Source organism: Streptomyces sp. NRRL S-646 (assembly GCF_000720765.1).
GTDB lineage: Bacteria > Actinomycetota > Actinomycetes > Streptomycetales > Streptomycetaceae > Streptomyces.
The window spans coordinates 536,239-542,739 of sequence record NZ_JODC01000009.1 but is presented as its reverse complement, the minus strand read 5'-3'; the positions used below and the strand labels follow the sequence as shown (position 1 = coordinate 542,739).

The following is a 6,501-nucleotide window of genomic DNA, read 5'->3' as shown; positions in this document are numbered from 1 at the left end:
AGCCAGGGGAGTATGGCTGGACGAGTTGTATGTCGCGAGCGGATGCGGTCCCGCTCAAGACGTGCCCGGTTCGGCCCCGACCTGGCGAACCACGCTTAAGCGGGTCCATCAGCATGCGGCTGTTGCTGCGGGTCGGCCTCCCCAGCGGATGCCTTTCTCGCTGCGGATGCGCGCGCGTTCCTTGCGTTCGGCGGCCAGGACGTCGCGGTGGAGGGCGTTGGCGTTGCGCCGGCGCAGGTACGCGTGCAGGGCCCGGGTCTGCACGGTGTGGTTGGAATGGTGGGAGTTGGCGATGGTGAACTGCCTCAGCGGTCCGAAATGCGATTCGATCGGATTCGCCCACGAGGCGTAGGTCGGGGTGAAACACAACTCGACCTTGTTCTTCTTCGCCCGGCGGCGGATGTCGGCGCCCTTGTGGGCGGAGAGGTTGTCCAGGATCACGTAGATCGGGGCGCCGTCCGGGCGGGCGGCTCGGATCGACTTCAGCGCGGCCAGCGTGTTCGCGGCACCTTTCCTGCAGTTGACGGCCCCGCAGGGTGTCGTCGCCGACCGAGTAGCAGCCGTGGAAGTACCGGACACCGTGGGTGCGGTGGTACGTGGCGGGCAGCCGGTCGGGGCCTTTACGCTCGGCCCAGCCGGAGCCTGCGGTGGGTCGGATTCCGAGCGGGCCGAACTCGTCGAAGGCGAAGACCCGGTCCGGGAAGCGGTCCAGTACTTCCGACGCGGCGCAGTCGGCGCCGCTCGGACGTGTAGCCGAGCAGCGCCGACATCACCGCGAGCGTGAGCAGTTCCGCGTCACTGAACTTGGGCGCGATCCCGGTCTTCGGACGCCAGGGAGCCAGGGAGCCAGGGAGCCAGCCACGGCGAAGCCTTCAACTCGTCGTCGACCGCACAGTGTGCCGTTGCGAGGGTGTCCAGGTCTTTCGTCACACATCGACATTGGGCGCCCTCGCACCATGTCCGCAGGCGAACCCTTGAACTCATCCAACTAGCCGACACGGGCTTGAACGAAAGTCCGTTTCAGCAGCTCAGAGCGTACGGCGAGAAGGCCCCTGAAACGCGTACACCAAGTTGGGGAACGCCGGACGTTTGCTCCCCGCTTCGACCGGCACGAGAGCGCAGTACGTCTCTTTTCAGCCATGCCTCTATAACGCCCCTGCACGGAAAGGTACTTCCGCACAGGATCATGCACCTGACATCTTGCATCCACCACTCGTTTCGTACGGCCCGGCCGGTGCCCTCAACACGTCCGGGCCGTCTCCGGAGGACGCATTGATACCCCACATATCCAGCCGCCCCAGACGCACGCTGGTGTTGGCGGCCACGCTTGGCGCCGCCCTCGCGTTCGGCGCCCCGGGCGCCCTCGCGGGCACGCTCCCCGTCGTCCCTTCCACCGCGCCGGCCGCCAAGGCCCACGCTCCGGCCGCCGTGCCGACATCCCGGAGTGCGACCTGGGTGGCCGGGACGCGTGCCTACCTCGTGATCACCGCCCCCGGTGACAGTTCGGCGGTCCGCTCCGCGATCACGGCCAACGGCGGCACCGTCTTCTCGAACTTCGACGCCATCGGCGTGATCGTCGCCCACTCGGCGTCCAGCGGATTCGCCGCCACCATGCGCGGCGTCGCCGGCGTGCAGCAGGTCGGCGCCACGCGTACCTCGGACGTCCCGGCCGACGCCTACAACCCGGCGCTCCCGGCCAATCCGGCCCAGGCCTCGACGCCGGCCGGAGAACCGGTCCGGGCCGACATGAGCCAGATCAAGGCCGACCAGGCCTGGGCCGTGAACCCGGGCTCCGCCTCCGTCAAGGTAGGCATCCTGGACACCGGTGTGGACGACCAGCACCAGGACCTGGCGCCCAACTTCGACGCGGCCGACTCGGTCTCCTGCGCCTACGGCAAGCCCGACACCCGTACCGGCGCCTGGCGTGACGTCGACACGCACGGCACCCACGTAGCGGGCACCATCGCCGCGGCCAAGAACGGCAAGGGCGTCGTCGGCGTGGCACCCGGGGTGAAGATCGCCGCGGTCCGGGTCGCCGAGCCGGGCAACTCCTTCTTCTTCGCCGAGAACACCATCTGCGGCTTCGTCTGGGCCGGTGACCACGGCTTCAAGGTCACCAACAACAGCTATTACACGGACCCGTGGCAGTTCAACTGCCCGGACAACATCGACCAGGCCGCCATCATCGAGGGCGTCAAGCGCGCCCAGGAGTACGCCGAGGGCAAGGGCTCCCTCCAGATCGCCGCCGCGGGCAACGAGAACTACGACCTCGCCCACAAGACGACCGACTCCGCGAGCCCGAACGACTCGACGCCGGTCACCCGCACCATCACCAACGCCTGCCTCGACATCCCGACCGAGCTGCCGGGCGTGGTCACGGTCGCGGCCAACGGCACCGGCGTCACCAAGGCCTCGTTCTCCAACTACGGTCAGGACGTCATCGACGTCGCGGCGCCGGGCAGCAACGTGTACTCCACCGTCCCCGGCGGCGGCTACGGCAGCAAGAGCGGCACATCGATGGCCACCCCGCACGTGGTCGGCGTGGCGGCACTCATCGCCAGCGCCAACCCGGGCATCACCCCGGCGCAGATCCGCGCCAAGCTGGCCGCCCAGGCCAACGACATCGCCTGCCCCTCGGACAGCCGCTGCACGGGTACGACGGCCGACAACTCGTTCTTCGGCGAAGGACAGGTCGACGCCCTCAAAGCCGTCGGGGCCACCCCGCCGCCCGGCAAGTACTTCGAGAACCTCGCGGACTTCGCCATCAACGACAACGCGACCGTGGAGAGCCCGATCGCCGTAACCGGTGTGACCGGCAACGCCCCGGCCACCCTCAAGGTGGGTGTGGACATCAAGCACACCTACATCGGTGATCTGAAGGTCGACCTGGTGGCGCCGGACGGCACCGTCTACACGCTGCACAACCACGCCGGCGGCAGCGCCGACAACATCGCCCAGACCTACACCGTGGACGCCTCCTCGGAGGTCGCGAACGGCACCTGGAAGCTGCGCGTCAACGACAACGCCGCCTCCGACACAGGCAAGATCGACGCCTGGAACGTGACCTTCTAGCGCAGGGCCCGGCAACGCCCGCTTACAGCACGCACAGCGCCGGCCACAGCTCTCCGCCCGCGGCCGCGGACAAGGCGGGCTGCGGTCCGTTCGGCCAGGGCTGCGAACTGCTGGGCGGCAGAGGGCATATGGGCCCCGGCGGCGGTGTAGGCCGCGGTCGGGGCCACCATGCCGGAGGCGTCCAGGAAGGCCGCGGACGGCCTGAAGCCGGTGTCCAGCTCACCGTGCGCCTCCCTGACGAGCTGCAGAGCTGTGTCCGCGCTGACCGTACGGGCAGCGCGGACACAGCCCCGAGGAGTGTCGGCCGGCTCAAGCGGCGGGCCACCGTCCCGGACCGGACCGGGGTCGAGGCCGACTGCAACTTCCCGCTGTCGATCGTCGTCGGAGTGCTGATAGATCAGCGCGGCTTTCTCAGAGGACTGGCCGGCGCGGACCATCGTGTCCTTGAGCGCGGCGCCCGATCGGGTGGACAGAGTGTGCCCGGTGTGCCGAAGGTCGTGGAACCGGAAGCCCTCGGGCATCCCGACGACCTCTCGCCCCCGCCGCCACGTCCGCCCGAAGGTGCTGGGTGACCGGCATGGAACGGGGCGTGCTCCTCAGGGTGGTCGTAGACCAGATCCCATCCCGGGATCGCAGAAGGGCCGAGAGCATCGACACGGCGGCGGCCGTCACTGCTGACGTGGGCGGTGCGCTCCATGCGGTTGGTCTCCTGCCGCCGGCGGCAGCCCCCTGTGCCGGCCCGGTCTCGTTGGGTGGCGCGGCGCGGTCATCAATTCCGCAGCGGGCGCCTGGCTCCGGCTGTCCGCCCCGTCCCGTGCGGAACCCGGAGTCTCGGTGCGTCCCGCCTGCCGTGCGGTTGGAACAGCGGTCGGGACACCGGTCTGGGCGAGGAGACACAGCGCTGCCGCTGACGTGGTGCCGGCGTCGGCGGTCGCCACGACTATGCGCTGGCCCTCTACCTGCGGGACGTTCAGGGTCTGGAGGTTGAGCTGCATACGGCCCACGAGCGGATGGTGCATGCGGTACGTCGCCAGGTCCCACTTCCTGACCCGGTGTTCGGACCACATCGTGGCGAACTCGGCGCTCTTCATGGCCAGTTCACCGATCAGCGCGGCCAGCCGAGGATCGTCCGGATGCTGCCCGACGGCGACCCGCAGCTTCCCCACCACGTCCCTGGCCTTCTTCGGCCAGTCCGCGTCGTACAGGTCCCGGGTCATCGGCGACGACCATGAGCGTCCTGCTCCTGCTGGAGACCCCCGTGGCGGCGCTCGCCGCCTGGTGGTTCATGGGACAGGGCATCAAGCCCGCGACCGTACCCGGGCTCCTGTTGATCATCGTCGGCATCACTGCCGTGGTGACGAGCGGCGTCGCGGAACGAGCCACGGCCCAGCAGGGCAGACCCCTCGGTACAGGAATACCGCCGTACCCGGCTTACGCCCCCGACCCAGCCCAGCCGCCACCCGCACTGCGGCACCCGAAGTGCCCGGCCTCCGCCCGACAGGACCCCAGAGTGGACTGGGCAAGCTACACCGGGGACGAGAGCCCAACGGTCACCCTCACCACTTACCACGGTGCGGGGGCGTTCGACACCCTGTTCTTGCGCATGCCGCGTATGCCACGCACAGAAGAAGAGGAGCCGAACCTCGACGGCCCCGCCGAGTCATGGGCGGACCGCGGTCGGCGGCGGTAGACCGCTCATCCCGCCTGGTGGTGTACGAGACGAGGCCACCCCGACGGTGAGCCGCTCCGGCAGAGGGCGCGAACGGATCCGCGACTTGATGACAAGTACAGGGTGAGACCGTCGTCCGGCGGTCGGAGACGGAGATTCCGTGAAACCGGATACCCGGCAACACGAGGAACGCAGCGACGGCGCCCCCGACCCTGACGGCGACAGCGACGCCCAGCTGACACGGTCGGCGGCGGGGGACCCAGCGGCGTTCACCCCGCTGGTGGAGGCGTACTCACCCGACCTGCACGGCTACTTCGCCCGGCGCATGCCCGGCGCGGCGGACGATCTGCTGGCCGAGGCGTGGTTGCAGGCGTTCGCCGCGCGGCGCACGTTCGACCCCTCGCGCGGCTCGGCGCGGGGCTGGCTGTTCGGGGTGGCCCGCAACGTACTGGCCCAGCACCTGCGGCGGGCGGGGCGGCAGGAGGACGTACCGGGAGTGGAGATCACCGATCCCTGGCAGGCGGTGGACCAGCGGCTCGACGCGGCCGCGCTGGCCCCCGCGCTGCGCCGGGCACTGGCCGAACTGCCCGTCGAGGAGCGGGAGGTGCTGCTGCTCGTCAGCTGGGAGCAGCTCACCCCCGCCGAGGCGGCCGCCGCCGTGGGCATCCCGGCGGGTACCGCCCGCTCGCGGCTGCACCGGGCACGGGGCCGGCTGCGCGACCGGCTCGCACCGACGCGCCCGGCCGGACGGCACCTGAGCGTGACGGGAGACATGGCATGAGTACGTACGACGACGAGGAGCGGACCGGCATGAGCACGCAGGACGTGGAAGAGACCGGCATGACCGAGCGCGCGGTGTTGCTGGACTTCCCCGGCGCCGGTGAACTGGTGGCCGCAGGGCGGGTCGAGCCGCCGTCGGCACAGGCGTTGGCCAGGGCGCTGGCGGGGATCGAGGCGGCGGTGGCCGCGCAGGAGGCCGGGCCCGCCGCCGGGCGCAAGCAGGGCGCTGTGGTGACCGCACCGCTGCGGTTGGTGTCCGCGCGCCGCCGGTTCCTCGTCGGCCTGTTCACCGCCGCCGCGGTCGCGGCCGGCGCGGTGACGTACGCGAACACCGGTGAGACGCACACGGGCACGCGGAGCGAGGCGCGCGCGGACACCGCGTCCGTCTTCCTCGACGACATCTCCACGGTGGCCGCCACCCGGTCGGTCTCCTCGGGGAAGTACTGGAAGACGCACCTGACGGTCGGCGACTCGTACCTCTCGCAGTCCATGGACTTCTACGTCGTCAACCACGGCAAGGCGTACACGAAGGGGCGCCGGCCCGACTGGCAGCTCGGGCCGAAGGACCTCGACTGGAAGTCCCTGGACCAGCTGACCACGGACCCGGCGCAGCTGCTTCAGCTGCTCCGGACTCCGCCGAGGCCCGACAGCATCTCCCCCTTCGACCAGGCGGTCACCCTGCTCGGCGAGTCCCCGGCGAGCCCGAAACTGCGGGCAGGGCTGTTCAAGGCGATGGCGGGGCTGAAGGGCGTCAAACTCGTCGGGGCCGTCAAGGACAGCATCGGGCGGGGCGGGACCGCCCTGGAGTTCGCGGAGGCCAGGAGCGTCGGCCGCGTGATCGTCGACCCGAGGACGAGCTCCATTCTGGAGTACACCTTCACGTGGACGGCGGGAGCCAGTAAGGGCAAGGTCACCCGTCAGACGTTCCTGTCGGTGGGCTTCACGGACAAGATCGGCTGACACCGGACCGGCGGGGAGGT

General features: G+C 70.2%; 5 protein-coding genes and 3 pseudogenes. 4 read left to right on the top strand and 4 right to left on the bottom strand.

Translation table 11 applies throughout. The features are described from left to right. Nucleotides 1-108 precede the first annotated feature (108 nt). Both IH68_RS53515 and IH68_RS59465 read right to left on the bottom strand, forming a co-directional pair. Nucleotides 109-718 (bottom strand): annotated as a pseudogene (locus IH68_RS53515) (transposase); the annotation flags it as partial. A 1-nt stretch (nucleotide 719) separates the two neighbouring features. Further along, nucleotides 720-930 (bottom strand): annotated as a pseudogene (locus IH68_RS59465) (IS982 family transposase); the annotation flags it as partial. 381 nt (nucleotides 931-1,311) lie between these two features. Here IH68_RS59465 and IH68_RS0125895 point away from each other — a divergent pair. Next, complete coding sequence (locus IH68_RS0125895; protein ID WP_030939460.1) at nucleotides 1,312-3,072, top strand: S8 family peptidase; 1,761 nt, start codon at nucleotides 1,312-1,314, stop codon at nucleotides 3,070-3,072. A 344-nt stretch (nucleotides 3,073-3,416) separates the two neighbouring features. Here IH68_RS0125895 and IH68_RS0125890 read toward each other — a convergent pair. Both IH68_RS0125890 and IH68_RS56475 read right to left on the bottom strand, forming a co-directional pair. Continuing rightward, a pseudogene (locus IH68_RS0125890) lies at nucleotides 3,417-3,638 on the bottom strand (site-specific integrase); the annotation flags it as partial. A gap of 102 nt (nucleotides 3,639-3,740) precedes the next feature. Continuing rightward, nucleotides 3,741-4,289, bottom strand: a complete 549-nt coding sequence (locus IH68_RS56475) for a hypothetical protein (RefSeq protein WP_030939457.1) — start codon at nucleotides 4,287-4,289, stop codon at nucleotides 3,741-3,743. 11 nt (nucleotides 4,290-4,300) lie between these two features. Between IH68_RS56475 and IH68_RS0125880 the strand changes: the two genes are divergently transcribed. The 3 genes from IH68_RS0125880 to IH68_RS0125870 all read left to right on the top strand — a co-directional run bounded on the left by IH68_RS0125880 (nucleotide 4,301) and on the right by IH68_RS0125870 (nucleotide 6,481). Next, the gene (locus IH68_RS0125880) at nucleotides 4,301-4,762 is read left to right on the top strand and encodes a hypothetical protein (protein ID WP_030939456.1); all 462 of its coding nucleotides are present in this window, start codon (nucleotides 4,301-4,303) and stop codon (nucleotides 4,760-4,762) included. Nucleotides 4,763-4,901: 139 nt separating this feature from the next. Continuing rightward, nucleotides 4,902-5,522 carry an RNA polymerase sigma factor gene (locus tag IH68_RS0125875; protein ID WP_234341571.1) on the top strand — a complete coding sequence of 207 codons (621 nt, stop codon included), beginning with the start codon at nucleotides 4,902-4,904 and terminating at the stop codon, nucleotides 5,520-5,522. After that, on the top strand, nucleotides 5,519-6,481 hold the full coding sequence (locus IH68_RS0125870; RefSeq protein WP_030939454.1) for a hypothetical protein: 963 nt from the start codon (nucleotides 5,519-5,521) through the stop codon (nucleotides 6,479-6,481). The genes IH68_RS0125875 and IH68_RS0125870 overlap by 4 nt, the downstream gene beginning before the upstream one ends. The last annotated feature ends 20 nt before the right edge of the window (nucleotides 6,482-6,501 follow it).

What these genes read in the sequence shown, in the direction of transcription:
- IH68_RS56475 (WP_030939457.1), bottom strand. Translation starts at nt 4,289, where the DNA reads ATGACCCGGGACCTGTACGACGCGGACTGGCCGAAGAAGGCCAGGGAC.
- IH68_RS0125880 (WP_030939456.1), top strand. Translation starts at nt 4,301, where the DNA reads ATGAGCGTCCTGCTCCTGCTGGAGACCCCCGTGGCGGCGCTCGCCGCC.
- IH68_RS0125870 (WP_030939454.1), top strand. Translation starts at nt 5,519, where the DNA reads ATGAGTACGTACGACGACGAGGAGCGGACCGGCATGAGCACGCAGGAC.